The sequence below is a fragment of the Zobellia sp. B3R18 genome, from assembly GCF_018860715.1.
In the GTDB taxonomy this organism is placed as follows: Bacteria; Bacteroidota; Bacteroidia; order Flavobacteriales; family Flavobacteriaceae; genus Zobellia; species Zobellia russellii.
Window position 1 is genome coordinate 190,484 of sequence record NZ_JAHKQG010000011.1, and the last position, 25,620, is coordinate 216,103.

Here is a 25,620-nt window from a genome sequence, read left to right on the forward strand (position 1 = left end):
GTATTTTTTTTAATTTCACAAATAAACATAAAAAAAGGATAAACTATTAAGTTTATCCTTTTCCAAATATTATTAAATATCAACATCTTATTCTTCTGAATCGTCTGCTTTAGCTTCAATATCTTTCTGAGACCCCTTTTCAGAATCTTCAGCAACTACTGGTGGAGTTTTAGTTTCCTTAGCCTCTACCTTAGCGGCTTCTTCTTCGCCTTTACCACCACTTCTTCTACTTCTTCTAGTAGTTTTCTTCTTGGCTTTACCAGCATTGTAAAGTTCGTTAAAATCAACCAACTCTATCATAGCCATATCAGCGTTATCTCCTAAACGATTACCAAGTTTAATAATTCTTGTGTAACCACCTGGTCTATCAGCAACCTTTTCTGCAACAGTGCTGAACAATTCAGTAACTGCATACTTATCTCTAAGGTTTTTGAAAACGATACGTCTGTTATGAGTTCCCTTTTCTGCAGTTAGGTTGTTTTCTGCTTTTGATTTTGTAATCAAAGGCTCAACAAATTGCTTTAACGCCTTAGCCTTAGCTACGGTTGTATTAATTCTTTTGTGCTCGATCAAGGAACATGCCATGTTGGCCAACATCGCTTTTCTGTGCGCTGTCTTACGTCCTAAATGATTGACTTTTTTACCGTGTCTCATTATTTTGTTCTAATGTATTTCTCCAATCCCAGGGAATTTCCCTTCGTGTAAGAAATATCGATTAATCTTTATCTAATTTATATTTTGAAAGGTCCATCCCGAAGCTAAGCCCCTTATTGATAACCAATTCTTCTAATTCTGTTAATGACTTCTTACCGAAATTTCTAAATTTCATCAAGTCATTCTTGTTGAAAGAAACTAAATCTCCTAAAGTATCTACTTCAGCGGCCTTCAAACAATTCAAGGCACGTACTGAAAGATCCATATCTACCAATTTAGTTTTCAACAACTGACGCATGTGAAGTGATTCCTCATCATAAGTCTCTGTTTGGGCAATCTCATCTGCTTCCAAAGTGATACGCTCATCAGAAAACAACATAAAGTGATGTATCAAAACCTTAGCTCCTTCTGTTAAAGCATCTTTAGGATGAATAGAACCATCTGTAACAATTTCGAAAACCAATTTTTCGTAATCTGTTTTTTGCTCTACACGAAAGTTCTCAATACTATATTTTACATTTTTTATAGGAGTAAATATAGAGTCAATAGCAATCGTACCTAAAGCAGCATTGGATTTCTTATTCTCATCTGCAGGAACATAGCCACGACCTTTGTCTATAACTATTTCCATGTTGATGTTCACTTTAGAATCCATATTACAGATAACCAAATCCGGATTCAACACTTGGTAACCCGAAATGAATTTCTGGAAATCACCAGCAGTCAATTGCTCTTTTCCACTTACGGAAATTGAAACTACTTCTGCTTCAGAATCTTCTATCTGCTTCTTAAAACGAACTTGTTTAAGATTCAATATTATTTCTGTAACATCTTCTACTATACCAGAAACAACCGAAAATTCATGTTCCACACCATCCATTCTCACAGAGGTAATCGCATGGCCTTCTAATGATGAAAGCAACACTCTTCTTAGTGCGTTCCCTACAGTTAACCCATAACCGGGCTCCAAAGGACGAAATTCGAACTTCCCTTCGAAATCCGAAGAATCGATCATTATTACTTTATCGGGTTTCTGAAAATTAAATAATGCCATATGACTTAGTGTTCTTTATTATTTAGAGTAAAGCTCAACTATTAATTGTTCTTTGATATTCTCTGGAATTTGAAGTCTTTCAGGAACGGTTACAAAAGCACCTTCTTTCTTTTCTGAATTCCAAGTTATCCATTCGTACACTTTACTGTTAGCAGCAAGTGAATCTTGTATGGCCTGTAAAGATTTAGATTTTTCACGTACACCAACAACATCACCTGGCTTTAAAGAATAAGATGGTATGTTTACCAACTCACCATTTACCGTAATATGTCTGTGCGAAACCAATTGTCTTGCTCCTCTTCTTGATGGAGAGATTCCCATACGGAAAACTACATTGTCCAAACGTGACTCACATAATTGAAGTAATACCTCACCGGTAACACCTTCTTTTCTTTTAGCAGTAGCAAAAATGTTTCTAAACTGCTTTTCTAAGATACCGTAGGTATACTTAGCTTTTTGCTTCTCCATTAACTGTACCGCGTACTCAGACTTCTTACCTCTACGTCTTGCGTTACCATGTTGTCCTGGAGGATAATTCTTTTTTTCGAAAGATTTGTCATCTCCGAAAATTGCTTCGCCAAACTTACGGGCGATTTTACTCTTAGGTCCTGTATATCTTGCCATTTTCTTAAATTAAGAAGTGTGATTATGAATTAAGGCTTATCCTTCGATAATCGTAAAAAACACTTCTGTGAAATATTAGTAATTAATTAAACTCTTCTTCTTTTTGGAGGACGACAACCGTTATGCGGCATCGGTGTTACATCAATAATTTCGGTAACTTCTATACCAGAATTATGAACGGCACGAATTGCAGATTCTCTTCCGTTACCAGGTCCTTTAACATAGACCTTTACTTTTCTCAAACCAGCTTCATGAGCAGTTTTAGAACACTCTTCCGCAGCTACCTGTGCAGCATAAGGAGTGTTTTTCTTAGACCCTCTAAAACCCATTTTTCCAGCAGATGACCAAGAAATGACATCTCCTTTTTTATTGGTAAGGGAAATTATAATATTATTAAAAGATGCAGTTACGTGAGCTTCTCCAACCGAGTCAACGATTACTTTACGCTTCTTTGCCGCTTTTGCACCTGATTTTGTAGTTGCCTTTGCCATAATAACCTACTTATTATTTAGTTGCCTTCTTCTTGTTGGCTACCGTTTTTCTTTTTCCTTTTCTCGTCCTAGAGTTATTCTTTGTACGTTGTCCTCTAAGGGGAAGACCTGATCTGTGACGAATACCACGGTAACAACCTATATCCATCAAACGCTTAATATTAAGCTGTGTTTCAGAACGTAACTCACCTTCTATAGTAAAAGAAGAAACCGCATCCCTGATACGACCAATCTCATCATCGTTCCAATCAGACACTTTCGTATCCTCACTTACTTGGGCTATTTCCAAAATCTCTTTAGCCCTACTTCTACCGACACCAAAAATATAGGTCAATGCAATTACGCCCCTCTTCTGTTTTGGTATGTCTACACCTGCAATTCTTGCCATAACTATCCTTGTCTTTGTTTAAATCTAGGATTCTTTTTGTTGATTACGTACAACCTGCCCTTTCTGCGTACAATCTTGCAGTCGGCACTTCTTTTTTTAACTGATGCTCTTACTTTCATCGTTCTTATTCTTCTATCGTATTACTAATATCTATATGTAATTCTGGCCTTGGATAAATCATAAGGACTCATCTCCAATTTAACTTTATCTCCAGGAAGTAACTTAATATAATGCATACGCATCTTTCCTGAAATGTGAGCCGTTACTACATGACCGTTCTCTAACTCTACTCTAAACATTGCGTTTGACAATGCTTCAATTATAGACCCGTCTTGTTCTATTGCTGCTTGTTTAGCCATACTTATGCGACTTTTCTATTTTTCCCAGTTTTCATCAACCCGTCATAATGTCTATTCAACAAATACGCATTTACTTGCTGTACCGTATCTATTGCAACACCTACCATAATTAAAAGTGATGTACCACCATAGAACAAAGCCCAACCCGCTTGAATATCCATTAATTTAACCACTATAGCAGGTAATACTGCTAAAAGCGCCAAAAATACGGAACCTGGCAATGTAATCAAAGACATTATTTTATCTAAGAAGTCTCCTGTCTCTTTTCCTGGTCTAATTCCAGGTATAAAACCACCACTTCTCTTCAAATCATCTGCCATTTTATTGGTCGGAACTGTAATAGCTGTATAGAAATACGTAAAAATAATTATCAATAAACCGAACAACACGTTGTAAGCTAGACCAAATATATCCTGAAACTGAACTTCCATCCACTGACCCACAGCGGTGTTATTGAACGTTTTTCCTATTAAACTAGGAGCGAACATTATAGCCTGAGCAAAGATAATAGGCATAACCCCAGAAGCATTCAACTTCAAAGGAATATACTGCCTAGACCCCATTATATTCTTCTCATAACCACCAGAAGCAGTCCTTCTTGCATATTGCACCGGTATCTGACGCGTAGCCATTACCAAAAGTATACTGGCCAAGATAACCAAGAACCAAAGTATAATTTCAATAAGGATAAACATAAGACCACCATTGTTATCTACAGTTCTAGAAATGAATTCTTGAACAAAAGATTGAGGCATAGTAGCAATAATACCGATCATAATCAAAAGCGATATACCATTACCAATACCCTTATCAGTAATCTTCTCTCCCAACCACATTGCAAAAACACAACCGGTTACCAAGATAATAACTGCAGGAACCATGAAATCCAATCCTTTACCTAAAACAAAGGCACTATCTTGAACTCCAAAAGCTTCCAGACCGTATAAATAAGCTGGAGCCTGAACTACACAGATACCAATAGTTAACCAACGAGTAATTTGATTCTTCGTTTTTCTACCACTTTCACCTTCTTTATCCAACTTCTGTAAATAAGGTATAGCAATACTCATAAGCTGAACAACAATAGATGCCGATATATAAGGCATAATACCTAAGGCAAAAATTGATGCATTTGCAAAAGCACCACCAGTAAAAGCATTCAAAAGCCCAAATATACCAGAATCGGTACCTGAGGCTAATTCCGCTAATTGTGTAGAATCAATACCCGGAAGAACAATTTGACAACCAAAACGGTATACCAACAACAAACCAAGGGTTAGCATAATCCTATTCCTTAGCTCGTCTATCTTCCAAATATTGGATATGGTCTCGAAAAATTTCTTCATGGTCAGTTATGCTTATAAATTTATTGCTTCTCCACCAGCCGCTTCAATGGCCGCTTTGGCACTTGCCGTAAATTTATGCGCTGAAACCTTAAGTGAAGCTTTTAACTCTCCACCACCTAATATTTTTACAAGGTCCTTACTTTTGGCCAAACCGTTTTCCACCAACATTTCAAAAGTTACAGCGTCTTTAACCTTTTTGTTATCGACCAACTCTTGTAATTTCTCAATATTGATTCCTTGGTACTCCACTCGGTTTATATTAGTAAAACCAAATTTAGGCACACGTCTTTGTAATGGCATCTGACCACCTTCAAAACCTATTTTCTTAGAGTAACCAGATCTAGACTTAGCACCTTTGTGTCCTCTTGCAGCAGTCCCACCTTTACCAGATCCCTGACCTCTACCTATTCTCTTGCCAGCTCTATTGGTAGAACCATCTGCCGGCTTTAGATTACTTAAATTCATTATAATATGCTATTTAAGCTTCCTCAGTGGAAACCAAATGTTCAACTTTTGCTATCATACCGAGTATATTCGGCGTGGCATCATGCTCTACTACTTGACCAATTTTCTTAAGACCTAAAGCGGACAATGTACGCTTTTGGTTCTGTGGCCTTTTGATGCTGCTCTTTAACTGTTTTACCAGAATTTTCTTTGCCATAATATTTCTACTTATCCTTTAAAAACTTTTTCAAGAGAAACTCCTCTTTGACCAGCTACAGTTCTAGCATCCCTTAGTTGTAAAAGTGCATCAAAAGTAGCTTTAACCACATTATGAGGGTTAGAAGAACCTTGAGACTTAGACAATACATCTTGTACGCCAACTGCTTCCAATACCGCTCTTACGGCACCACCTGCAATAACACCGGTACCATGAGATGCCGGTTGGATATATACACGAGCTCCACCAAATTTCCCTTTTTGTTCATGAGGCAATGTTGCCTTGTTCAAAGGGATACGGATCAAGTTCTTTTTTGCATCTTCAATAGCCTTGGCAATAGCAGTTGCTACTTCTTTAGATTTTCCTAAACCGTGACCAACAACTCCGTTTTCATCACCTACAACAACTATAGCTGAAAAACCAAAAGCTCTACCACCTTTAGTAACTTTGGTAACACGTTGTATGCCTACCAATCTATCTTTAAGTTCCAACCCACCGGGTTTTACGGTCTCTACGTTTTTATATTTCTGGTACATACTACTATTTAAAAATTAAGTCCTGCTTCCCTTGCGCCTTCAGCTAAAGATTTCACTCTTCCGTGGTAAAGGTTACCACCTCTATCAAAAGCAACTTTTTCAATACCTGCTTCTTTACACTTAGCAGCTATAGCCTTGCCAACAAGGTTTGCAATTTCAATTTTAGTACCTTTTTCTTTTGCCAAATCTTTATCTCTAGAAGATACGAAAGCTAATGTAGCCCCTTTTGTATCATCTATAACTTGAGCATAAATTTCTTTATTACTTCTAAAAACGGATAATCTAGGTCTTTCCGCTGTTCCATTGGAAACCTTTCTGATTCTTCTCCGTATTCTCTGCTTTCTTTCGCTTGTTGATAATCCCATGATATACTATTAAGCTGATTTACCTGCTTTTCTTCTTAATTGCTCGCCAACAAACTTAACACCTTTTCCTTTGTAAGGCTCAGGCTTACGGAAGCCTCGTATTTTAGCGGCAATCTGACCCACCAATTGTTTGTCGAAAGATGTCAATTTTACAATTGGATTCTTTCCTTTCTCAGATACAGTTTCAACCTTAACCTCTGGAGCTATGTCTATTACTATATTGTGTGAAAATCCTAAGGCGATATCTAATTTCTGACCTTGATTACTGGCACGGTAACCCACACCTACAAGTTCTAATTCTTTTGTCCAACCTTTAGAAACACCTTCGATCATATTTCTAACTAGCGAACGGTAAAGACCATGCTTTGCCTTATGCTCTTTAGAATCTGACGGTCTAGTTACCCAAACCTGGTTCTCTTCAATTTTTATCTCGACGGCAGAAAACTCTTGAGTAAGCTCACCCAACTTGCCCTTTACGACAACCTCGTTTTCCTTTACCTCAACAGTAACCCCTTCAGGAATAGCTACCGGATTATTACCAATTCTTGACATTTCTTACTATTTATCCTATTAATATACGTAGCAAAGCACCTCGCCACCTACATTCTCATTTTTTGCCTGCTTGCTAGTCATAACCCCATGAGAGGTCGATACTATCGCTATCCCTAAGCCGTTCAAGACTCTTGGTAAGTTTTCAGCTCCTGCATACTTACGTAAACCTGGCTTACTAACTCTTTGTATTTTCTTAATAACAGGCTCCTTTGTTGCCTTGTCATATTTCAAGGCAATCTTAATGGTACCCTGAACTTTATCTTCCTCAAACTTGTAACTTAAAATATAGCCCTGATCGAACAATATTTTAGTCATCTCTTTCTTCACCTTGGAAGAAGGTATCTCTACCACTCTGTGACCAGCTCTGCTGGCGTTTCTAACTCTCGTTAGGTAATCTGCTATAGTATCTGTAACCATCTGTATATAATTCGGTAACGGTTTTCGTTTTCATTAACGAACCTGAAACCAGTTATTCAATAATTCTACCAGCTTGCCTTTTTAACACCTGGTATAAGACCTTGGTTGGCCATTTCTCTGAAGGTAACCCTAGAGATACCAAAAGTTCTCATGTAACCTTTTGGTCTACCTGTTAACTTGCAACGATTGTGCATACGAACAGGTGATGCATTCTTTGGCAACTTTTGCAATGCTTCGTAATCTCCAGCTTCTTTCAAAGCCTTTCTTTTCTCGGCATATTTAGCAACAGTCTTTGCCCTTTTGCGCTCACGGGCTTTCATTGATTCTTTAGCCATACTAGTTCTTTTTAAAAGGTAATCCTAATTCTGTTAATAATGATTTTGCTTCTTTGTCCGTTTCAGCAGAAGTAACAAAGGTAATATCCATTCCGTCAATTCTATTGATTTTATCAATATTGATTTCAGGAAAGATTATTTGCTCCGTTACACCTAGGCTATAATTTCCACGACCATCAAAACCTGTAGCTTTAATACCTTGAAAATCACGAACACGTGGCAATGCACTTGTAATTAAACGATCCAAAAATTCGTACATACGCTCACCACGTAAAGTTACTTTGGCGCCAATAGGCATACCCTTACGCAACTTAAACGCAGCAACATCCTTCTTAGATAGAGTAGCTACAGCTCTTTGACCTGTAATATTGGTCAACTCATCTACTGCATGATCGATAAGTTTCTTATCTGCAACAGCGGCTCCTACACCTCTACTAACAACTATCTTCTCAAGTTTTGGCACCTGCATTACATTCTTGTAACCAAACTCTTCTTTAAGCGCATCTACTATACGCTCACCATATTCTTTTTTTAACCTCGAAACGTAAGCCATAACTTATATTACTTCATTGGATTTCTTAGAAAACCGGACTTTCTTTCCGTCTCTAACCTCGTACCCTACTCTTGTTGTCTCACCTGATTTTGCATCAATAAGGGCAAGATTGGAAATATGGATAGGAGCTTCTTTTTTAACGATACCACCCTGAGGGTTTTGCGCACTAGGCTTCTGATGCTTAGAAACCATATTAGCACCTTCTATGATGGCTTTGTTCTTTTCAAGATCTACGCTCATTACCTTGCCTTCGGTTCCTTTATGGTCCCCAGCAACGATACGAACTGTATCTCCTGTTTTAATTTTTAACTTTTTCATGCTTGCTATAATATTATAGTACCTCTGGGGCCAATGAAACAATTTTCATGAATTGCTTATCGCGTAACTCGCGGGCAACCGGACCAAAAACACGGGTTCCTCTCATTTCTCCCGTTGGATTCAACAATACACAAGCATTGTCATCGAAACGAATATATGAACCATCAGGTCTTCTAACTTCTTTCTTTGTTCTAACAACTACCGCCGTAGAAACAGCACCTTTTTTGATACCTCCGTTTGGCGTAGCTTCCTTAACCGTAACAACGATTTTATCTCCGATGCTAGCGTATCTTCTCTTGGTACCACCAAGTACACGAATGGTCAAAACTTCTTTTGCCCCTGTGTTGTCCGCTACCTTTAATCTTGATTCTTGCTGTAACATATTATTTAGCTCTTTCTAAGATTTCTACTAAACGCCAAGTTTTAGTCTTGCTTAACGGGCGTGTCTCCATTATCTTAACGGTATCACCTTCGTTACAATCATTCTTTTCATCATGAGCAACGTATTTTTTCGTCTTCAAAACGAACTTACCGTACATAGGGTGCTTTACTCGCTTTACCTCGGCCACAACAATAGATTTCTCCATTTTGTTACTGGTTACAACCCCTATCCTCTCTTTTCTTAAGTTTCTTTTTTCTTCCATAAAGCCGAACCAGTTATTGGTTTTCCCTATTAGTTAATTCCGTTGCTAATCTAGCTACCGTTCTTCTTGCCTTTCTGATTTGAAGCGGATTCTCAAGAGGCGTCACATAGTGCGCAATTTTAAGATTCGCAGTCTCCTTTTTAAACTCAGCCAGCTTTTGCTTAAGCTCTTCTACAGACAATTCTTTAATTTCTTTGTTTTTCATGGTACAACTTAGATTAAATCTTGATCAACGTAGTCACGTGCCACAATAAATTTTGTCTTAACAGGTAACTTTTGTGCCGCCAACCTCAATGCTTCCTTAGCAACATCCATAGGTACACCAGCAACTTCAAATAAAACTCTTCCAGGCTTAACGACCGCTACAAAATACTCAGGAGCACCTTTACCTTTACCCATACGAACCTCGAGAGGTTTTTTGGTAATAGGCTTGTCTGGAAATATTTTTATCCATAACTGGCCTTGCCTTTTCATATATCTAGTAGCCGCGATACGAGCTGCCTCGATCTGACGTGACGTTATAAATTTTGAATCCAAAGTTTTGATGCCGAACATTCCATTAGACAATTGGAAACCTCTACCCGCATTGCCTTTCATGCGGCCCTTTTGCATCTTACGAAACTTGGTTCTTTTAGGTTGTAACATTGTTTACTTCTTTAAAAAATTACTTTCTACGACGTTGCTTTCTTCCGCCTTCACGTTTATCACCACCTTTTGAAGACTGACCTTTAGTCATACCCACCAACGGAGACAATTCACGCTTGCCGTACACTTCACCTTTCATGATCCAAACCTTGATACCCAGTTTACCGTAAGTCGTTTGTGCTTCATGCAAAGCATAATCGATATCTGCACGGAAAGTAGATAATGGAATACGACCATCTTTATAAGACTCTGAACGCGCCATCTCAGCACCGTTCAAACGACCAGAAATCTGAATTTTGATTCCTTCAGCATTCATTCTCATTGCCGCAGCAATAGCCATTTTAATAGCTCTTCTAAAAGAAATTCTGCTTTCAATTTGACGAGCAACACTAGCCGCCACCAAATTTGCATCCAACTCAGGCCTCTTGATCTCATAAATATTGATCTGAACCTCTTTATTGGTGATTTTCTTAAGCTCTTCTTTAAGCTTATCCACCTCTTGACCACCTTTACCGATAATAATACCAGGTCTTGCAGTAGTCACAGTTATTGTAATCAACTTTAAAGTACGCTCTATAATTACTCTAGAAACGCTAGCCTTGGCCAAACGCGCATGAATATATTTACGTATTTTATCGTCCTCAGCTAGTTTATCTCCATAATCGTTTCCACCGTACCAGTTAGATTCCCATCCTCTGATAATTCCTAGACGATTCCCTATCGGATTTGTTTTCTGTCCCATTCTAGCTTTCTATATTATTATTAGACCCCAACACCAATGTAACATGGTTGGAACGTTTTCTAATTCTATGCGCTCTACCCTGTGGGGCCGGACGCAATCTTTTCAACATACTACCACCATCAACACGAATTTCCTTTACAAAAAGATCCGCATCCTCTACACTAGCATCCTCATTTTTAGATTGCCAGTTTGCCAAGGCAGAAAGCAACAATTTCTCTAGTTTACGAGAAGCTTCCTTTGGATTAAAACGCAGTATTGCCAATGCTTGCTCTACTTTTACACCTCTAACCAAATCCGCAACCAAGCGCATTTTTCTAGGAGACGTAGGACAGTTGTTCAATTTAGCGAACGCTATCTGCTTTTTCTCAGCCTTAATTCTTTCGGCCATCTGTTTTTTTCGAACTCCCATAGCTTACTTTTTTCCTTTGTTCTTGGCTCCTGCATGACCTCTAAAAGATCTTGTTGGAGAAAATTCGCCTAATTTATGACCTACCATATTCTCTGTAACGAAAACAGGAACAAACTGCCTTCCGTTGTGCACAGCTATTGTCTGACCTACAAAATCAGGTGTTATCATCGATGCTCTTGACCACGTTTTTATAACGCTCTTCTTTCCAGAAGAAACGCTTTGCTGGATTTTTTTATCCAAACTATAATGAACGTAAGGTCCTTTTTTTAACGATCGTGCCATTGTTTCTTACTTTTTATTTCTTTCTACGTTCTAGAATATACTTATTCGTCTTCTTGGTTCTAGTACGCGTTCTATAACCTTTAGCCGGAATTCCGTTTCTTGATCTTGGATGACCACCAGAAGCCCTACCTTCACCACCACCCATTGGGTGATCAACAGGGTTCATAGCTACAGGTCTAGTTCTAGGTCTTCTACCCAACCATCTACTTCTACCTGCTTTACCAGACACCAATAACTGATGATCGGAGTTTGAAATAGCTCCAATCGTAGCCATACACGTAGACAAAATCAACCTAGTTTCACCTGAAGGCATTTTAACCGTAACGAACTTACCGTCTTTTGCCATTAACTGAGCAAAAGTACCTGCACTTCTAGCCATAACAGCTCCTTGACCAGGTCGTAATTCTATACAAGAAATAATAGTACCTAACGGTATCTCGCTTATTGGCAATGCATTTCCAATTTCAGGAGCAACATTACTACCAGAAGCAACCTCTTGACCTACTTGCAATCCGTTTTGAGCAATGATGTATCTTTTCTCACCATCAGCATACTTCAACAATGCAATAAAAGCCGTTCTGTTTGGATCGTACTGAATTGACTCAACAGTAGCAGCAACATCTTGCTTATCCCTCTTGAAATCTATTACACGATACCTTCTCTTATGCCCACCACCTCTATGGCGAATGGTCATTTTTCCTTGACTGTTTCTTCCTCCCGATTTTTTTAACGGAGCGAGCAAGCTCTTCTCCGGCTTATCAGCAGTAATGGCGTCAAAACCATTTACTACTCTAAAACGCTGTCCGGGGGTTATGGGTTTTAATTTTCTAACTGACATTTCTTGTCTTTATAGATTACTGTAAAAATCAATAGCATCACCTTCAACCACATCAACTATTGCTTTTTTAATTGCATTAGTCTTACCATGCTGTACTCCAGTCTTGGTGAAACGCGTTTTTCTAGACGGACCATAATTCATGGTACGTACACTCTTTACCGAAACACCGTAAGTTGCCTCTACCGCGTCTTTAATCTGAATCTTGTTGGCCCTTGGATCAACTATGAAACCATAACGATTGTACAACTCGCTTTCGGCGGTCATTTTTTCCGTTATTATTGGTTTTATCAACACACTCATGGCTTTCTATTTTGTTAAGTTTGACTCCAATCCTTCTAAAGCACCCTCAAGCAATACGATACTGTTTGCATTAAGAATTTTGTAAGTGCTTATTTCTGAGGAAGTTACAACTTCGGAACCTTTCAAATTTCGCGAAGACAAATATACGCTATTATTTGAATCACCCAAGACAAACAACGATTTTTTGTTTTCAAGCCCTAAAGACTTCAAAACACCTTTAAAATCCTTAGTCTTTGGCGTATCAAAATTAAAGTCTTCAACAACTAAAATTGCTTGCTCCTTAGACTTAATACTCAAAGCAGATTTACGAGCCAAACGCTTAACGTTTTTGTTCAACTTTTGTCCGTAATCCTTTGGTCTTGGTCCAAAAATTCTACCACCACCTCTAAAAATAGGAGATTTAATACTACCGGCACGCGCTGTACCAGTTCCTTTTTGCTTTTTGATCTTACGAGTACTACCCGCAATTTCCGCACGCTCCTTAGATTTGTGCGTACCTTGTCTCTGGTGTGCTAAGTACTGCTTAACATCCAGGTACACGGCGTGATCATTTGGCTCTATTGCAAAAACAGCATCAGAAAGGTCTGCCTTTCTACCTGTTTCTTTTCCTTTGATATCTAAAACTGCTACCTTCATTACTTCTCGATAGTTACGTAAGCATTCTTATGACCTGGAACCGCACCTTTTACAACTAAAAGATTCTTCTCCGGCACTACCTTTAACACTCTAAGGTTCTGAACGGTAACTCTATCACCACCCATTCTTCCGGCCATTTTCATTCCTTTAAAAACTCTAGCAGGATAAGATGCGGCACCAATGGAACCAGGAGCTCTCAAACGGTTATGCTGACCATGGGTCGCTTGACCTACACCACCAAATCCGTGGCGCTTTACAACACCTTGAAAACCTTTACCCTTAGACGTACCAATAACATCTACAAATTCTCCTTCTACAAATACGTCAACACCTACTGTGTCACCCAATTTGTAACCTTCATCAAAACCTTGAAATTCAACGACTTTCTTCTTAGGAGATGTACCTGCCTTTTTAAAATGACCTGCTTCGGCCTTATTAGCACGCTTATCTGCCTTGTCATCGAAACCAAGTTGAAGAGCACTATACCCATCAACCTCTTCGGTTCTGACTTGGGTAACTACACATGGTCCTGCTTCTATAACAGTACAAGGAATGTTCTTCCCGTTCTCGTCAAAGATGCTGGTCATGCCTACTTTTTTTCCAATTAACCCAGACATACTGATTTTAGATTATGGAATTCAGATTTTCACAAACCCGCCTTCCGTTTATATATACTTATTAAATACTCATTAACTATGGGACAAAAAAACAGGGTCAAAACAATTCAACCCTGATTGTTTTTCTCCGTTTTTCCCTCGCACGCAGCTCGGGACATGTCCCCCATCCTAACCGGACGGGTTATAACTATACTTTTATCTCAACCTCAACACCACTAGGAAGCTCTAACTTCATAAGGGCATCAATAGTTTTTGATGAAGAACTATAGATATCCAACAATCTCTTGTAAGAACTAAGTTGGAATTGCTCTCTAGACTTCTTATTTACGTGCGGCGAACGCAATACTGTAAATATTTTCTTATGCGTTGGCAAAGGAATAGGTCCAGTTACCACAGCTCCGGTAGTTTTTACCGTTTTTACGATTTTTTCAGCAGACTTATCCACCAAATTGTGATCGTAAGATTTTAATTTTATCCTTATTTTCTGGCTCATCTTTCTAAAAAATTAAGCGGTTGTAACACCTTTTGCTGCCTTAATAACCTGTTCTGAAATATTTGACGGAGTCTCAGCATAGTGAGAGAATTCCATTGTAGAGGTTGCTCTACCCGAAGAAAGTGTTCTTAGAGAAGTAACATAACCGAACATTTCCGATAATGGCACCTCACCTTTAATAACTTTAGCTCCAGCTCTATCACTCATACTAGAGATAGTTCCTCTTCTACGATTCAAATCACCAACTATATCACCCATGTTCTCTTCCGGTGTTAACACCTCGATTTTCATGATTGGCTCCATAATTACGGCACCAGCAGCTTTACCAGCAGCTTTATATCCCATTTTTGCTGCAAGCTCAAAAGAAAGTGCATCAGAATCCACAGGGTGGAAAGAACCATCCTTTAAAACAACCTTCATTGAATCCATTTCAAATCCGGCCAATGGACCATTAAGCATTGCAGCCGCAAATCCTTTTTCTACAGAAGGAATAAATTCCTTAGGAATACGACCACCTTTTATCTCATCAACAAACTGCAACCCTTCTCCTTCGAAATCCTCATCTGCAGGACTCATTTCAAATACAATATCACCAAACTTACCACGACCACCAGATTGCTTCTTATAAGTTTCTCTGTGCGCAGCCATTTTAGTAAGCGCCTCTTTGTACTCAACCTGTGGCTCACCTTGGTTTACCTCTACTTTGAACTCACGTTTCAAACGGTCAACAATAATATCCAAGTGAAGCTCACCCATACCAGAAATAATTGTCTGACCTGAAGCCTCATCTGTTTTCACTTGGAATGTAGGATCTTCTTCAGCTAATTTAGCCAAAGCCATACCCAACTTATCTACATCAACCTTAGTTTTTGGCTCAACAGCAATACCAATTACAGGATCAGGAAAGTCCATACTCTCCAATACAATAGGATGCTTTTCAGCAGACATTGTATCACCTGTTTTAATATCCTTAAAACCTACCGCAGCCCCAATATCCCCAGCTTCGATAAAATCGATAGCGTTTTGTTTATTGGAATGCATTTGATAAATACGTGAAATACGTTCTTTTTTACCTGAACGATTGTTCAATATATAAGAACCAGCATCCAAACGACCAGAATACGTTCTAAAGAACGCCAATCTACCAACAAATGGATCCGTAGCAATTTTAAAAGCTAAAGCCGCGAAAGGCTCCTTTACACTAGGTTTTCTAGACTCTTCTTGTCCAGTTTCAGGATTTACACCAACAATGGCATCCTTATCTACAGGAGAAGGCAAATATCTACAAACAGCATCCAACAAGAATTGAACACCTTTATTTTTAAATGAAGAACCACAGACCATAGGGATAATAGCCCTATCCATTACAGCAGCTCTTAATGCAGCATGAACTTCCTCTTCCGTGATAGAATCCTCATCTTCAAAGAATTTTTCCATCAACTCCTCATCATACTCCGCAACCGCTTCGATCAAGGCAGCTCTATACTCCTTAACCTCAGCTTTCATTTCCTCTGGAATATCAACAACATCAAAAGTTGACCCGAAACCTTCTTCGTGCCAAACTATTGCTCTGTTTTTAGCCAAATCAACAATACCTCTAAAGTCAGCTTCATCACCAATAGGCAATACAATTGGAACAGCATTTGACCCTAACATCTCCTTAACCTGCTTACACACGTTCAAAAAGTTAGAACCTTGACGATCCATTTTGTTAACAAAACCAATACGAGGCACTTTATAGTTATCGGCCAACCTCCAGTTAGTCTCAGACTGAGGCTCTACACCATCAACTGCACTAAAAAGAAAAACCAAACCATCCAAAACACGTAGAGAACGGTTAACTTCAACCGTAAAATCAACGTGTCCCGGAGTATCTATTATATTAAAGTGATAATCCTTGGTATCAGGCAATGGTTTTGCGTTTTCCATTGGAAATTTCCATGTACATGTTGTTGCAGCAGAAGTAATGGTAATACCACGCTCTTGCTCCTGCTCCATCCAGTCCATAGTAGCCGCACCATCATGCACCTCACCTATTTTATGACTAACACCTGTATAAAAAAGTATACGCTCTGTTGTTGTTGTCTTACCAGCATCAATATGAGCAGCAATACCTATGTTTCTTGTAAATTTTAAATCTCTTGCCATTTCTGATTAGAATCTAAAGTGTGAAAAAGCTTTATTAGCCTCTGCCATTTTATGTGTATCTACTCTCTTTTTAACCGCTGCACCTTCTTCTTTCGAAGCGGCAAGAACTTCAGCTGCTAATTTTTGTGCCATTCCTTTTTCATTACGCTTTCTAGCGAAACTAATCAACCATTTCATCGCAGTGGAAATCTTACGATCAGGTCTAATTTGCATTGGAATTTGAAATGTAGCACCACCTACTCTTCTACTTCTAACCTCAACATGAGGCATAACATTTGAAAGGGCATCCTTCCAAAGCTCTAAAGCAGTTTTTTCGTCATCGGTCTTTTTTTCTTCTACAATATCCATCGCATCATAGAAAACACTAAAAGCGATTGACTTTTTACCGTCCCACATCATCATATTAACAAAACGTGTCACCAATTGATCGTTAAATCTTGGATCTGGTAAAAGTGGTCTTTTCTTTGCCTGTCTTTTTCTCATTACTTAATAATTTAGAGCTTGGAATCTATAATTGAAACTTACATCTCAACATTCACCCATAACTCTTTGTTCATTTACTTCTTAGGGCGTTTTGCACCATACTTAGATCTACGTTGAGTTCTTCCTGCAACACCTGCAGTATCCAAAGCACCTCTAACGATGTGATATCTAACACCTGGCAAATCCTTTACCCTTCCGCCCCTTACTAATACTATCGAGTGCTCTTGGAGGTTATGTCCTTCTCCAGGTATGTAAGCGTTTACTTCCTTACCATTGGTCAACCTAACCCTTGCTACTTTTCTCATAGCTGAGTTTGGCTTCTTAGGTGTAGTCGTATAAACACGAGTACAAACACCTCTTCTTTGAGGACACGAATCCAAAGCCGCCGATTTACTCTTCTTAGTAATCGTGGACCTTCCTTTTCGTACTAATTGTGAAATTGTTGGCATACTAATTATATATGTATAAATAACCCCTTGTTTAAGGGTCGGCAAATGTAAGACTATTTCGCAGAAATTCAAATAGTTTGGGATTAATTTTCAAGATTTTTATTTCCTCCAATTTTTCATAAAGTTTTAAGACAGTAACCGAAACCATATTCATCCCACAAAAAGCACCATAAAATAAATAGTACACAATTACCAAATTTTGACAATTCAACTATAATCATCATCATACAAAACAAGATAACCATCCATCAATATCAAAGACAGCCACACCAATAAAAAAGTGTCACCATGGATTTAAAAACAAGCTAGAAATGGCAAATAACCAATGGATTTCATATTTTATTAGGATTATTCCTATTAAATTAGTCTTAAATCAATCATATTTTGCCAAAAATCACTAAAAATCGACATAATTGAATAATTCTAATTTTTTTAACACAAACCAACAACCCTTTTCATCAAAGGAACTTAAAAATCGTTTTTTCTATAACTTTAACTTAACAAACTGTGTGATTTTACTAAATATATACACTAAAACCTCATAATATCACACCCAAAAACCTATGCATGCATAATTTAGAGTTAAAAAAAATTGGATTATTAACGTGAAATTATGATTTTTGGCGCTAGCTAATTCAAATAATTATAAAATGAGAGCAAAACAAAAAGGATTGTTAACGCTGTTTTTGGCGTTAATTGTGCAGATTTCATTTGCACAAAACAAATCGATTACCGGTACGGTATCCGACCAAGATGGTCTACCACTGCCGGGAGTTAACATTGTTGTTCAAGGTACAACAAATGGTACCCAAACAGATTTTGACGGTAACTACGCCATTTCGGCTAGTGAAGGCCAATCATTAGTATTCTCGTATATTGGATACAAAAATGAGACCCGTGCTGTTGGAACCTCAAACACTATCAACCTTCAAATGTCCGAGGATGCCCAGGCACTTGACGAGGTTGTGGTAACCGCTTTGGGTATCAAAAGGGAGAAAAAAGCTCTTGGTTACGCGACAACCAACGTTGGGGGCGATGAGGTTAACACCGCAAAAGAAACGAACTTCGTAAATTCGCTTTCGGGTAAGGTTGCAGGTCTGGATATTAAGAAAAGTAACACTTTAGGGGGGTCATCCAATATTGTCCTTAGAGGCTACACATCTATTACCGGAAACAACCAACCGTTGTTTGTAATTGACGGAACCCCTGTGAGCAATTTGAGCAATTCTAGTTCGTCTAGTTTCGACACTGCAACTAATGACCAAACCTCTGGAAGGGGCGGTTATGATTTCGGTAATGCCGCAATGGACATCAATCCTGAAGATATTGAAACAATCAACGTTCTGAAAGGGGCCGCAGCATCCAACCTTTACGGTTACCGAGCAGCCAATGGAGTTATCATTATTACCACTAAAACGGGGAAAAGGAAGAAAGGTCTAGGCTTTACGGTAAATTCTGGAATAACTTTTAGCAATTATGACAAAGATACTTTTCCTAAATACCAGACCGAATATGGTGCAGGTTACGGTCCTTATTACGATGGTCCTGGGGGATATTTCTTTGAACAAGATATAGATGGAGATGGATTGGATGACCTAACTACTGTTTTTACTGAAGACGCTTCATTTGGTGCTGCCTTTGACCCAAGTCTGTTAGTATATCAATGGGACGCTTTTTACCCTGAATCACCTAATTATCTTCAAGCAACTCCTTATGTAGCCGGGAAGAATGACTTTTCCCAAATCTTCAATACAGGTGTTACACTAAATAATAGCATTTCTGTTTCTGCTGGCAGTGACACGGGGTCTTTTAGATTGGGATATACGAATTTAGATCAGACAGGTATCTACCCAAATAGTCAATTGCAGCGAAATTCGATTGATTTTAACGGTTCGCAAGATTTATCAGATAAATTTACCGTTGGCGTTAAAGCTACATTTACAAAAACTGATGGTAAAGGACGTAGCGGTACCGGCTATGACGGAAAAAACATAGCACAAAGCTACAGGCAATGGTACCAAACCAACGTTGATATCGCCGCACAAGAGCAAGCATATCTAACGACAGGTAGAAATGTAAGCTGGAACTATGGTGGAGACCCCTTAACCGAGGGTGGCAGAAAACCTATTTTCTTCAACAATCCCTACTTCGTTCTATATGAAAGCTACGAAACCGATACTAGAAATAGATTATTTGGAAACGTTAACCTAACATACAAAGCTAAGGATTGGTTAAGTATTACAGGAAGAACTTCACTTGACACTTATTCAGAATTACAGGAAGAACGTATTGCAGTTGGAAGTGTAGATGTCTCCGAATACAGCAGATTCAACAGAACTTTTACTGAAATAAATTACGACCTTTTATTCAACTACAACTTTGATTTAAGTGAGAAGCTGAGTTTGGATGGAGTTGTAGGTGCCACAGCAAGGCAGCAAAGAATAGAATCCATAAGGGCTAAGACCAGCGGTGGTCTGGCTGTTCCTAGATTATATGCTTTAGGAAACTCAGTCAATCTCTTAAATCCACCTACGGAATACCTAGGTAAATTAAAAGATTATGGTTTCTATGCAAATGCTTCTTTCGGTTACAACAATCTACTTTATCTAGATGTTTCGGGTCGTTATGACATATCGTCTACTCTACCTGAAGAAAACAATGGTTTCTTCTATCCAGCAGTTTCAACCTCCTTTGTATTTTCACAACTAATTGATGCAGATTGGTTGACTTTTGCCAAATTAAGAGCTAACTATGCTGAAGTAGGTAACAGCACAAATCCTTATAGGGTATACGATAGTTACGCAAATCCAACAAACTTTACAGTTCCTTTCTTTTCTGTTAGTAACCAAAAATCCAATCCAGATTTTGTTAATGAGCTTACGAAGAGTTACGAAGTAGGATTGGAAACAAGTTTTTTCAATAAACGGTTAGGATTTGACGTAGCTTATTATAATACTCAATCCACAAACCAGATATATCCAGTAGCTGTCAGTAGGGCAACAGGATATCAATCTGTAGTTGTTAACTCAGGTCAAATAGACAATAGCGGTATTGAGTTATCTGCTTTCGTTTCTCCTGTAAGAACAGAGGATTTTGAATGGGCCATTTCCGGTACTTGGGCAAAAAATGAAAGTGAAGTAGTATCTCTCTTCGAAAATCCAGCCACGGGTGAAGAAGTGACCAATCTTCAAATGGCTTCTTTACAAGGTGGTGTTTCCATTAACGCAACAGTAGGACAACCTTATGGAAGTATATGGGGGTCTAACTTTACTTATCTTAATGGCGAAAAAGTTATCGATCCGGATAATGGACGTTATGTTGTGGATAGCGCACCGCAACCGATAGGTGACATCAACCCTGATTGGAAAGGTGGTATCACAAATAGATTGACATACAAAGATTTTTCTTTTAGCTTTTTAATAGACATTCAAAAAGGCGGAGATGTATTCTCCTTAGATACTTGGTACGGTTATGCTACAGGGATATATGATATAACTGCCGGAACAAACGAATTGGGCAACCCAAAACGCGATCCGGTTGCTGATGGTGGCGGTATTATACTTGAAGGTGTGAATCCCGATGGAAATACAAATACAACTAGAACTAGTATGGACACGTATGCTAATGCCCTTGGATATGTTCGTGCGCCAAATGCATTGCACGTATACGATGCCAGTTATGTTAAGCTTAGAGAGGTTACCTTATCATATAATCTTCCTAAAAAGCTTATAGACAAATTACCATTTAATGGTATTTCAATGTCTGTTGTTGGAAGAAATCTTTGGATTATTGACAAGAACATGCCTTATTCTGATCCAGAAGCTGGTTTAAGTAGCGGTAACATTCAAGGTTATCAATCTGGTGCTCATCCAGCTCAAAAGGAATACGGATTTAACTTGAAATTTCAATTTTAAAAAATAAACTATGAAAAAATATTTGTTTTTAATCACAGCGGTTGGACTTCTGACTTCTTGTTCTGATTTTGGAGATTTGAACCAAGATCCTAAAGAAGCTAAAATCGGCGAAGCTCCACCTGAGACTTTGTTTGCTGTAGCAACCAAGCAACTTAGCGACCAAATGACAAGCACAAGTGTTAACCGAAATATATTCCGGCTTTTTGCCCAACATTGGACGGAGACCACATATACAGATGAAACCAATTACAATTTAATTACTCGAGATCAACCAGGGACGCATTGGAATGAACTGTATAGGGATGTATTAAGAGATTTTGACGAATCTCGCCGTCTGATTAACTTAGACGACACCGGACTAACACCGCCTGCAGTCGTTGATAATCAACTAGCTATAATTTCAATACTAGAAGTTTTCACATATCATGTTTTAGTAGACACCTTTGGAAATGTTCCATTTACTGATGCTATTAATATTGACAATGTTCTTCCTACATATGATGATGATGAAGAAATTTATAACGCCATCATTGAAGACTTAGACGTTGCCTTGGCCATGTTAACTGTAGGCGAAGAATCTTTTGGCTCATCTGATTTAATTTATGGAGGTGATGTATCTGCCTGGGTAAAATTTGCAAATTCTTTAAAGTTAAGGTTAGCTGTTAGAATTGCAAAAGTAAATCCAAGTAAGGCTGCAACTATGGCAACAGAAGCCGTTGCTGGAGGAGTTTTTGAATCAAACTCAGATAACGCAAGTTTCCAGTACTTGTCCGCAGACCCCAATACGAATCCTGTTTGGGTTGATTTGGTTCAAAGTGGACGCCAGGATTTTATACCTGCAAACACAAATGTTGACATAATGAATTCCCTAGAAGATCCTAGAAGAAAGATATATTATGATGACAACTTGGATGGAGATTATATTGGAGGTATTTACGGATCAAATTCCCCGTATAGAAATTACACCCATTTAGGGTCTATATTTCACCAACCTGAAACTCCAGGCATCCTATTGGATTATCCCGAAGTTGAGTTTTTATTAGCAGAAGCAGCAGAACTTAGTTTAGTTGGAACTCCTGCAGATGCTGAAGTGCACTACAATAATGCCATCATAGGTTCATTTGTTTTCTGGAACGCCGGTGACGAAGTTCAAGAGTTGTCCCCTACTGCCGTTGCAACTGCTTATTTGACTAAGCCAGAAGTAGCTTACGCTACCGCAGCCACGACTTGGCAAGAAAAAATTGCCGTGCAAAAATGGATTCATTTATTCAATAGAGGATTTGAAGCATGGACTACTTACAGACTATACGGTTATCCTACCATGAACGTTCCAGAAATTTCTGGAGAAGACGTACCTAGAAGATATACCTATCCAATTGATGAGCCTTCTGTAAATGGCGGAAGTTATGCTGCTGCTTCAGAAGCAATGGGTGGAGATACTAAAGCTTCCCGAATTTTTTGGGATGTAGAATAATCATATTCTAAAATTTATTAAAGAAACCTGCTTATATATAAGCAGGTTTTTTTTTACCAATGCACACCTATTAAGACCAACTTTTCCCCATGATTTTCCTGTGCTTAACTATACCTTAGCTCATTAATTTTTGCTATTTTTATTAATCAACATTGTACTAATGTGGTATTTAAGACTATTGGTATTCTTTTTTTCACTATACAGCTCTCATAGCGTCTTTGCACAAAGAGAAGCCAGCAGGTGGTATTTTGGAGAGAATGCCGGCTTAAATTTTAATGAAGGTAACCCCTCCCCCTTATTGGACGGCAAACTAATGACACATGAAGGGTGTGCCTCCATTTCGGACAGTAACGGCAATCTCCTATTTTACACCGATGGTATAACAGTTTGGGACAAAACTCATCAGATTATGCCAAATGGGCAAGGCCTCTTAGGTCATGAATCGAGCACACAATCGGCTTTGATTGTCCCAAAAACCGGATCTCATACGGAATATTATGTATTCACGGTAAACGAACCTGAACCAAAAGATGATATCAATTACGGATTAAATTACACCCTTGTGGATTTAAGCCTCAACAACGGATATGGTGACGTTGTAATATCTAAAAAAAACATACATCTTATCACTTACAATCCAAACGACCCAACAGAATCACATCTTAAATGTTCGGAAAAACTGACCGCAGTCCAGCACGAAAACGGTACGTCCACGTGGGTTTTAACCCACTTCGGCAGCTATTTTTATTCATTTAAAATCGATAAAGATGGTGTTCATGAAAGCCCGGTTAAGAGTATGACCGAAGTAGAGGCCTTCCCTAGTGGATACAAACAAAATGGAATTGGTTACCTAAAAATATCCCCAGACGGGAAAAAAGTTGGTATCGCCCATAGCCAGACCAATTTCAGCACCATAACGGGGCCAAAAACACCTGACAGACAGAAACAAACAGGAAAAATCCTCTTATACGATTTTGACACCAATACTGGAAAGGTAAGCAATGAGCAAGTTTTATTAAGCAACAAGATACCCTACGGAATTGAGTTTTCTCCAAAATCTTCCAAGTTATATACCACAGTTAACAACTACAAGGATGATGGCAGTCCCTTAGGAAGTTCTTTGTACCAATTTGACCTATCTTCAAGTAACATCAGGCAATCTATCATAGACGTAAACACTTCTTCTAATGTAGCTGGAGCCCTTCAACTGGCTATTGACGGAAAAATATATCGTGCAGGATATGCGATAGGTGCATCTGGCACTAGCCTATCAGTTATCAATAACCCCGAAGCCCTAGGAACTGCTTGCAATTATATAACAAACACTATTTCTCTTGGCGGCAGATTTTCCGCGTTAGGCCTCCCTCCCTATGTTCAATCTTTGTTTCTTCTGAAGTTTGAATTTCAAAATGTTTGCCTTCGCGACGAAACCCAATTTACCATTCAAGGTGATGCCCCATTCGATTCAGTATCATGGGATTTTGGTGACGGTCGTACATCAAATGTAGAATCTCCAAAACATGTTTACACCCAACCCGGGGAATATACAGTTACGCTAACCAAAACAATAGGTGGCACCATATCCGATCCAATTACAAAAACCGTCACTATCTATGACGCTCCAAAAACGCCATCAAATACAATTGAATATTACCAATGTACCAATACACCAAACAATAACGGCATTGAGAAGTTTAATCTTGCTAATATTAATTCTTCCGTAAGTCTAGATACCAATCAAATTATAAACGTATTTTATTACAAGGATTTACAAAGTGCAGAAATGGACACAAGTAATCTCAACGCACTTCCTTTTGAATATAGAAATACGGTTCCTGACGAGATATTGATAGCCAAGGTAATAAACCCAATCAGCTTATGCTACAGTTATGCCAAGGTCAAATTAAAGGTGAAACAAGCCCTAACTTTAGACATTACCGACCTTAGTGGATGTGCCTTAGGAGATGCGACTGCTGAGTTTCATCTTGATTTAAAAAGGGAATCCATACGGACTCAACTAAACCTTTCGAAAGATAGTAACATTCAGTTTTACCTTACCGAAAACAAAGCCCTCCTTGGTTCTAACGACTATCTACCCGATAACTTTGTTTCAAGGAATAATACTATTTATGCTCGAGTAGAAAACGAAAATATTTGTTATGGGTCTGGAAAATTTGACATCCGAATTGAAGAATTCGACATAGCACCTACCCAAGACATACTACTCTGTGGCACATCTGGTAAAGAAACAATCCTATATTCCGGAATTACAAATAACCCAAACGCCAACTACACGTTCGAATGGTCGACAGGCGAGACTACAGAAACCATTAACGTTACCGAAGATGGCATCTATTCAGTAAGAGTAACCAATGACACGGGGTGTTCTGCAACTAGTTCTATTACCGTCACAAAAACAGAACTACCCAACATACAAAATGTTAAAGTGTCAAATGATACTGTCGAAATTATAATTGATGGAAACAGGTCGTTTGAATACAGTTTAGACGATGAAAACAACTATCAAGCGAGCAATATTTTCCAAAACGTCCCGACAGGAACCCATACAATATACGTGAGAAATATAAATGGATGCGGACTTAGCTCGCAAAAAGTTTCCGTTTTGGCTTATCCAAAATTTTTCACCCCAAACGGCGACTCAAACAATGATTATTGGCAAATACAAGGTTTCGATTCCTCCCAATTACCAAAAGAGCCCATCTCCATTTTTGATCGGTACGGAAGCCTCCTTGCTCAAATTGAGCCGACCTCACAGGGTTGGGACGGCAGCTATAACGGACGCACCTTAGAATCTTCTGATTATTGGTTCAGTTTAACCCTTGCAGATGGCCGTGTTGTGAGAGGACATTTTACACTTAAACGTTAAAAAAAC

The 25,620-nt window shown here is 38.6% G+C and carries 35 protein-coding genes; 3 read left to right on the top strand and 32 right to left on the bottom strand.

Going from position 1 to position 25,620, the window contains the following annotated elements; all coding sequences use genetic code 11:
* Positions 1-87: 87 nt before the first annotated feature.
* The 32 genes from rplQ to rpsL form a co-directional block, all read right to left on the bottom strand.
* Positions 88-654: a 50S ribosomal protein L17 gene (gene rplQ / locus KO513_RS07345; RefSeq protein ID WP_215912888.1), complete on the bottom strand. Its 567-nt coding sequence runs from the start codon at positions 652-654 to the stop codon at positions 88-90.
* Positions 655-715: 61 nt separating this feature from the next.
* Entirely contained in the window at positions 716-1,708 is a 993-nt protein-coding gene (locus KO513_RS07350) for a DNA-directed RNA polymerase subunit alpha (protein ID WP_215438394.1), read from the bottom strand.
* Positions 1,709-1,726: 18 nt separating this feature from the next.
* Entirely contained in the window at positions 1,727-2,332 is a 606-nt protein-coding gene (gene rpsD, locus KO513_RS07355) for a 30S ribosomal protein S4 (protein ID WP_215438395.1), read from the bottom strand.
* 86 nt (positions 2,333-2,418) lie between these two features.
* Positions 2,419-2,823, bottom strand: coding sequence for a 30S ribosomal protein S11 (gene rpsK, locus KO513_RS07360; RefSeq protein WP_038238201.1), 405 nt, complete (start codon positions 2,821-2,823; stop codon positions 2,419-2,421).
* Positions 2,824-2,836: 13 nt separating this feature from the next.
* The gene (gene rpsM, locus KO513_RS07365; RefSeq protein ID WP_194524636.1) at positions 2,837-3,211 is read right to left on the bottom strand and encodes a 30S ribosomal protein S13; all 375 of its coding nucleotides are present in this window, start codon (positions 3,209-3,211) and stop codon (positions 2,837-2,839) included.
* Positions 3,212-3,213: 2 nt separating this feature from the next.
* Positions 3,214-3,330 carry a type B 50S ribosomal protein L36 gene (gene ykgO / locus KO513_RS07370; protein ID WP_013305171.1) on the bottom strand — a complete coding sequence of 39 codons (117 nt, stop codon included), beginning with the start codon at positions 3,328-3,330 and terminating at the stop codon, positions 3,214-3,216.
* A gap of 24 nt (positions 3,331-3,354) precedes the next feature.
* The gene (gene infA / locus KO513_RS07375; protein WP_013751343.1) at positions 3,355-3,570 is read right to left on the bottom strand and encodes a translation initiation factor IF-1; all 216 of its coding nucleotides are present in this window, start codon (positions 3,568-3,570) and stop codon (positions 3,355-3,357) included.
* A gap of 2 nt (positions 3,571-3,572) precedes the next feature.
* Complete coding sequence (gene secY / locus KO513_RS07380; RefSeq protein ID WP_215438396.1) at positions 3,573-4,916, bottom strand: preprotein translocase subunit SecY; 1,344 nt, start codon at positions 4,914-4,916, stop codon at positions 3,573-3,575.
* 12 nt (positions 4,917-4,928) lie between these two features.
* Positions 4,929-5,381 (bottom strand): 50S ribosomal protein L15, encoded by a 453-nt coding sequence (gene rplO, locus KO513_RS07385; protein ID WP_215438397.1) that lies wholly within the window; start codon positions 5,379-5,381, stop codon positions 4,929-4,931.
* A gap of 13 nt (positions 5,382-5,394) precedes the next feature.
* A complete protein-coding gene (gene rpmD / locus KO513_RS07390; RefSeq protein ID WP_215438398.1) occupies positions 5,395-5,577 on the bottom strand; it encodes a 50S ribosomal protein L30 in 183 nt (60 codons plus the stop codon).
* Positions 5,578-5,588: 11 nt separating this feature from the next.
* Positions 5,589-6,113: a 30S ribosomal protein S5 gene (rpsE, locus tag KO513_RS07395; protein WP_215438399.1), complete on the bottom strand. Its 525-nt coding sequence runs from the start codon at positions 6,111-6,113 to the stop codon at positions 5,589-5,591.
* Between the two features lie 8 nt (positions 6,114-6,121).
* Entirely contained in the window at positions 6,122-6,478 is a 357-nt protein-coding gene (gene rplR / locus KO513_RS07400) for a 50S ribosomal protein L18 (protein ID WP_215438400.1), read from the bottom strand.
* 9 nt (positions 6,479-6,487) lie between these two features.
* Entirely contained in the window at positions 6,488-7,030 is a 543-nt protein-coding gene (rplF, locus tag KO513_RS07405) for a 50S ribosomal protein L6 (RefSeq protein WP_215438401.1), read from the bottom strand.
* Between the two features lie 18 nt (positions 7,031-7,048).
* Positions 7,049-7,447: a 30S ribosomal protein S8 gene (gene rpsH, locus KO513_RS07410; RefSeq protein WP_215438402.1), complete on the bottom strand. Its 399-nt coding sequence runs from the start codon at positions 7,445-7,447 to the stop codon at positions 7,049-7,051.
* A 65-nt stretch (positions 7,448-7,512) separates the two neighbouring features.
* A complete protein-coding gene (gene rpsN / locus KO513_RS07415) occupies positions 7,513-7,782 on the bottom strand; it encodes a 30S ribosomal protein S14 (RefSeq protein ID WP_013305180.1) in 270 nt (89 codons plus the stop codon).
* A 1-nt stretch (position 7,783) separates the two neighbouring features.
* Positions 7,784-8,335, bottom strand: coding sequence for a 50S ribosomal protein L5 (gene rplE, locus KO513_RS07420; protein ID WP_215912889.1), 552 nt, complete (start codon positions 8,333-8,335; stop codon positions 7,784-7,786).
* 3 nt (positions 8,336-8,338) lie between these two features.
* Complete coding sequence (rplX, locus tag KO513_RS07425; RefSeq protein WP_215912890.1) at positions 8,339-8,653, bottom strand: 50S ribosomal protein L24; 315 nt, start codon at positions 8,651-8,653, stop codon at positions 8,339-8,341.
* Positions 8,654-8,666: 13 nt separating this feature from the next.
* Positions 8,667-9,035 (bottom strand): 50S ribosomal protein L14, encoded by a 369-nt coding sequence (gene rplN / locus KO513_RS07430; RefSeq protein WP_013993867.1) that lies wholly within the window; start codon positions 9,033-9,035, stop codon positions 8,667-8,669.
* A 1-nt stretch (position 9,036) separates the two neighbouring features.
* Positions 9,037-9,297: a 30S ribosomal protein S17 gene (gene rpsQ, locus KO513_RS07435; protein ID WP_013993866.1), complete on the bottom strand. Its 261-nt coding sequence runs from the start codon at positions 9,295-9,297 to the stop codon at positions 9,037-9,039.
* 13 nt (positions 9,298-9,310) lie between these two features.
* Positions 9,311-9,502, bottom strand: a complete 192-nt coding sequence (gene rpmC, locus KO513_RS07440; RefSeq protein WP_215438405.1) for a 50S ribosomal protein L29 — start codon at positions 9,500-9,502, stop codon at positions 9,311-9,313.
* A gap of 8 nt (positions 9,503-9,510) precedes the next feature.
* Positions 9,511-9,942, bottom strand: a complete 432-nt coding sequence (gene rplP, locus KO513_RS07445; RefSeq protein ID WP_215438406.1) for a 50S ribosomal protein L16 — start codon at positions 9,940-9,942, stop codon at positions 9,511-9,513.
* A gap of 19 nt (positions 9,943-9,961) precedes the next feature.
* On the bottom strand, positions 9,962-10,684 hold the full coding sequence (gene rpsC / locus KO513_RS07450; protein ID WP_038238165.1) for a 30S ribosomal protein S3: 723 nt from the start codon (positions 10,682-10,684) through the stop codon (positions 9,962-9,964).
* A 1-nt stretch (position 10,685) separates the two neighbouring features.
* Positions 10,686-11,093 (bottom strand): 50S ribosomal protein L22, encoded by a 408-nt coding sequence (gene rplV / locus KO513_RS07455; protein ID WP_215438407.1) that lies wholly within the window; start codon positions 11,091-11,093, stop codon positions 10,686-10,688.
* 3 nt (positions 11,094-11,096) lie between these two features.
* A complete protein-coding gene (gene rpsS, locus KO513_RS07460; protein ID WP_215438408.1) occupies positions 11,097-11,375 on the bottom strand; it encodes a 30S ribosomal protein S19 in 279 nt (92 codons plus the stop codon).
* Positions 11,376-11,388: 13 nt separating this feature from the next.
* Positions 11,389-12,213: a 50S ribosomal protein L2 gene (gene rplB, locus KO513_RS07465; protein WP_215438409.1), complete on the bottom strand. Its 825-nt coding sequence runs from the start codon at positions 12,211-12,213 to the stop codon at positions 11,389-11,391.
* Between the two features lie 9 nt (positions 12,214-12,222).
* Positions 12,223-12,513: a 50S ribosomal protein L23 gene (gene rplW / locus KO513_RS07470; protein ID WP_215438410.1), complete on the bottom strand. Its 291-nt coding sequence runs from the start codon at positions 12,511-12,513 to the stop codon at positions 12,223-12,225.
* 6 nt (positions 12,514-12,519) lie between these two features.
* The gene (rplD, locus tag KO513_RS07475; protein WP_215438411.1) at positions 12,520-13,149 is read right to left on the bottom strand and encodes a 50S ribosomal protein L4; all 630 of its coding nucleotides are present in this window, start codon (positions 13,147-13,149) and stop codon (positions 12,520-12,522) included.
* Positions 13,149-13,766: a 50S ribosomal protein L3 gene (gene rplC / locus KO513_RS07480; protein ID WP_215912891.1), complete on the bottom strand. Its 618-nt coding sequence runs from the start codon at positions 13,764-13,766 to the stop codon at positions 13,149-13,151. The genes rplD and rplC overlap by 1 nt, the downstream gene beginning before the upstream one ends.
* 187 nt (positions 13,767-13,953) lie before the next feature.
* Positions 13,954-14,259 (bottom strand): 30S ribosomal protein S10, encoded by a 306-nt coding sequence (rpsJ, locus tag KO513_RS07485; RefSeq protein ID WP_007094989.1) that lies wholly within the window; start codon positions 14,257-14,259, stop codon positions 13,954-13,956.
* A 12-nt stretch (positions 14,260-14,271) separates the two neighbouring features.
* The gene (fusA, locus tag KO513_RS07490; RefSeq protein WP_215438413.1) at positions 14,272-16,407 is read right to left on the bottom strand and encodes an elongation factor G; all 2,136 of its coding nucleotides are present in this window, start codon (positions 16,405-16,407) and stop codon (positions 14,272-14,274) included.
* Positions 16,408-16,413: 6 nt separating this feature from the next.
* Positions 16,414-16,890 carry a 30S ribosomal protein S7 gene (gene rpsG, locus KO513_RS07495; RefSeq protein WP_013993855.1) on the bottom strand — a complete coding sequence of 159 codons (477 nt, stop codon included), beginning with the start codon at positions 16,888-16,890 and terminating at the stop codon, positions 16,414-16,416.
* Between the two features lie 74 nt (positions 16,891-16,964).
* Positions 16,965-17,339 (bottom strand): 30S ribosomal protein S12, encoded by a 375-nt coding sequence (gene rpsL, locus KO513_RS07500; RefSeq protein ID WP_010519393.1) that lies wholly within the window; start codon positions 17,337-17,339, stop codon positions 16,965-16,967.
* Between the two features lie 650 nt (positions 17,340-17,989).
* Between rpsL and KO513_RS07505 the strand changes: the two genes are divergently transcribed.
* The 3 genes from KO513_RS07505 to KO513_RS07515 all read left to right on the top strand — a co-directional run bounded on the left by KO513_RS07505 (position 17,990) and on the right by KO513_RS07515 (position 25,614).
* Positions 17,990-21,253, top strand: coding sequence for a SusC/RagA family TonB-linked outer membrane protein (locus KO513_RS07505; RefSeq protein WP_215912892.1), 3,264 nt, complete (start codon positions 17,990-17,992; stop codon positions 21,251-21,253).
* Between the two features lie 22 nt (positions 21,254-21,275).
* Positions 21,276-22,727: a SusD/RagB family nutrient-binding outer membrane lipoprotein gene (locus tag KO513_RS07510; RefSeq protein WP_252735707.1), complete on the top strand. Its 1,452-nt coding sequence runs from the start codon at positions 21,276-21,278 to the stop codon at positions 22,725-22,727.
* 160 nt (positions 22,728-22,887) lie between these two features.
* Complete coding sequence (locus KO513_RS07515) at positions 22,888-25,614, top strand: T9SS type B sorting domain-containing protein (protein ID WP_215912894.1); 2,727 nt, start codon at positions 22,888-22,890, stop codon at positions 25,612-25,614.
* Positions 25,615-25,620: the final 6 nt, after the last annotated feature.

What these genes read in the sequence shown, in the direction of transcription:
- ykgO (WP_013305171.1), bottom strand. Translation starts at nt 3,330, where the DNA reads ATGAAAGTAAGAGCATCAGTTAAAAAAAGAAGTGCCGACTGCAAGATT.
- rpmD (WP_215438398.1), bottom strand. Translation starts at nt 5,577, where the DNA reads ATGGCAAAGAAAATTCTGGTAAAACAGTTAAAGAGCAGCATCAAAAGG.
- rpsM (WP_194524636.1), bottom strand. Translation starts at nt 3,211, where the DNA reads ATGGCAAGAATTGCAGGTGTAGACATACCAAAACAGAAGAGGGGCGTA.
- rplC (WP_215912891.1), bottom strand. Translation starts at nt 13,766, where the DNA reads ATGTCTGGGTTAATTGGAAAAAAAGTAGGCATGACCAGCATCTTTGAC.
- rpsN (WP_013305180.1), bottom strand. Translation starts at nt 7,782, where the DNA reads ATGGCTAAAGAATCAATGAAAGCCCGTGAGCGCAAAAGGGCAAAGACT.
- fusA (WP_215438413.1), bottom strand. Translation starts at nt 16,407, where the DNA reads ATGGCAAGAGATTTAAAATTTACAAGAAACATAGGTATTGCTGCTCAT.
- KO513_RS07515 (WP_215912894.1), top strand. Translation starts at nt 22,888, where the DNA reads ATGTGGTATTTAAGACTATTGGTATTCTTTTTTTCACTATACAGCTCT.
- KO513_RS07505 (WP_215912892.1), top strand. Translation starts at nt 17,990, where the DNA reads ATGAGAGCAAAACAAAAAGGATTGTTAACGCTGTTTTTGGCGTTAATT.
- rplO (WP_215438397.1), bottom strand. Translation starts at nt 5,381, where the DNA reads ATGAATTTAAGTAATCTAAAGCCGGCAGATGGTTCTACCAATAGAGCT.
- rplN (WP_013993867.1), bottom strand. Translation starts at nt 9,035, where the DNA reads ATGTTACAGCAAGAATCAAGATTAAAGGTAGCGGACAACACAGGGGCA.
- rpsJ (WP_007094989.1), bottom strand. Translation starts at nt 14,259, where the DNA reads ATGAGCCAGAAAATAAGGATAAAATTAAAATCTTACGATCACAATTTG.
- rplR (WP_215438400.1), bottom strand. Translation starts at nt 6,478, where the DNA reads ATGGGATTATCAACAAGCGAAAGAAAGCAGAGAATACGGAGAAGAATC.
- rpsC (WP_038238165.1), bottom strand. Translation starts at nt 10,684, where the DNA reads ATGGGACAGAAAACAAATCCGATAGGGAATCGTCTAGGAATTATCAGA.
- secY (WP_215438396.1), bottom strand. Translation starts at nt 4,916, where the DNA reads ATGAAGAAATTTTTCGAGACCATATCCAATATTTGGAAGATAGACGAG.
- infA (WP_013751343.1), bottom strand. Translation starts at nt 3,570, where the DNA reads ATGGCTAAACAAGCAGCAATAGAACAAGACGGGTCTATAATTGAAGCA.
- rplF (WP_215438401.1), bottom strand. Translation starts at nt 7,030, where the DNA reads ATGTCAAGAATTGGTAATAATCCGGTAGCTATTCCTGAAGGGGTTACT.
- rpsK (WP_038238201.1), bottom strand. Translation starts at nt 2,823, where the DNA reads ATGGCAAAGGCAACTACAAAATCAGGTGCAAAAGCGGCAAAGAAGCGT.
- rpsE (WP_215438399.1), bottom strand. Translation starts at nt 6,113, where the DNA reads ATGTACCAGAAATATAAAAACGTAGAGACCGTAAAACCCGGTGGGTTG.
- rpsS (WP_215438408.1), bottom strand. Translation starts at nt 11,375, where the DNA reads ATGGCACGATCGTTAAAAAAAGGACCTTACGTTCATTATAGTTTGGAT.
- rplE (WP_215912889.1), bottom strand. Translation starts at nt 8,335, where the DNA reads ATGGCTTACGTTTCGAGGTTAAAAAAAGAATATGGTGAGCGTATAGTA.
- rpsL (WP_010519393.1), bottom strand. Translation starts at nt 17,339, where the DNA reads ATGCCAACAATTTCACAATTAGTACGAAAAGGAAGGTCCACGATTACT.
- rplP (WP_215438406.1), bottom strand. Translation starts at nt 9,942, where the DNA reads ATGTTACAACCTAAAAGAACCAAGTTTCGTAAGATGCAAAAGGGCCGC.
- rpsH (WP_215438402.1), bottom strand. Translation starts at nt 7,447, where the DNA reads ATGGTTACAGATACTATAGCAGATTACCTAACGAGAGTTAGAAACGCC.
- rplD (WP_215438411.1), bottom strand. Translation starts at nt 13,149, where the DNA reads ATGAAGGTAGCAGTTTTAGATATCAAAGGAAAAGAAACAGGTAGAAAG.
- rpsQ (WP_013993866.1), bottom strand. Translation starts at nt 9,297, where the DNA reads ATGGAAGAAAAAAGAAACTTAAGAAAAGAGAGGATAGGGGTTGTAACC.
- KO513_RS07350 (WP_215438394.1), bottom strand. Translation starts at nt 1,708, where the DNA reads ATGGCATTATTTAATTTTCAGAAACCCGATAAAGTAATAATGATCGAT.
- rpsG (WP_013993855.1), bottom strand. Translation starts at nt 16,890, where the DNA reads ATGAGAAAAAGACAGGCAAAGAAAAGACCACTTTTACCAGATCCAAGA.
- rplV (WP_215438407.1), bottom strand. Translation starts at nt 11,093, where the DNA reads ATGGGAGTTCGAAAAAAACAGATGGCCGAAAGAATTAAGGCTGAGAAA.
- rpmC (WP_215438405.1), bottom strand. Translation starts at nt 9,502, where the DNA reads ATGAAAAACAAAGAAATTAAAGAATTGTCTGTAGAAGAGCTTAAGCAA.
- rplX (WP_215912890.1), bottom strand. Translation starts at nt 8,653, where the DNA reads ATGAAAAAGTTAAAAATTAAAACAGGAGATACAGTTCGTATCGTTGCT.
- rplB (WP_215438409.1), bottom strand. Translation starts at nt 12,213, where the DNA reads ATGTCAGTTAGAAAATTAAAACCCATAACCCCCGGACAGCGTTTTAGA.
- rplW (WP_215438410.1), bottom strand. Translation starts at nt 12,513, where the DNA reads ATGAGTGTGTTGATAAAACCAATAATAACGGAAAAAATGACCGCCGAA.
- rplQ (WP_215912888.1), bottom strand. Translation starts at nt 654, where the DNA reads ATGAGACACGGTAAAAAAGTCAATCATTTAGGACGTAAGACAGCGCAC.
- rpsD (WP_215438395.1), bottom strand. Translation starts at nt 2,332, where the DNA reads ATGGCAAGATATACAGGACCTAAGAGTAAAATCGCCCGTAAGTTTGGC.